Annotated in this window: 1 protein-coding gene; it reads left to right on the plus strand. The window is 57.3% G+C overall.

Annotation, left to right across the window (positions count from 1 at the left end; genetic code table 11):
- Positions 1-40 precede the first annotated feature (40 nt).
- The coding region (locus IF10I1_RS04505) for an IS1595 family transposase (protein WP_186424373.1) at positions 41-578 on the plus strand (538 nt) is incomplete at its 3' end.

Consider the following 578-nt stretch of genomic DNA (forward strand, 5'->3'; position numbering starts at 1 on the left):
GGGGCTGACATAGATAGCTAGGAAAGGCTATTTTTGTCAGATGGTTAAGTTCAGGCGCCGGAGCAGGCTTCCGGTAAGCATTCAGGCCGAGCTTTTGAAGTATTTCTGCGCGGGCGCAACAGCCCGTTCGGCAGCCGAGTTGACCGGCGTGAACCGCAACACCGCGATCCTGTTCTTCCACAAGCTCAGGGAGGTCATTTTCGCGGAACTGGCGGCAGCGGAGCCAGGCCTCATGAGCGGCGAAGTTGAGGCTGACGAGAGCTATTTCGGTGGACGCAGGAAGGGCAAGCGGGGACGTGGCGCTGCGGGCAAGGTTCCGATTTTCGGGCTCCTGAAACGGGGCGGCAAGGTTCATGTCGTGGTCATCCCAAATGCCCGAACCGAAACGCTTTTTCCGATCATCAGGAACAAGGTGAGGCCCGATTCCATCGTCTATACCGACAGCTTCGGAGCCTATGACGTGCTGGACGTTTCCGAGTTCCATCACGTCCGGATCAACCACTCGGAACTCTTTGCCGAAGATGCCAACCACATCAACGGTATCGAGAACTTCTGGAACCAGGCGAAGCGGCATCTGA

The organism is Pannonibacter sp. I15F10I1, from assembly GCF_900185665.1.
GTDB lineage: Bacteria > Pseudomonadota > Alphaproteobacteria > Rhizobiales > Stappiaceae > Pannonibacter > Pannonibacter indicus.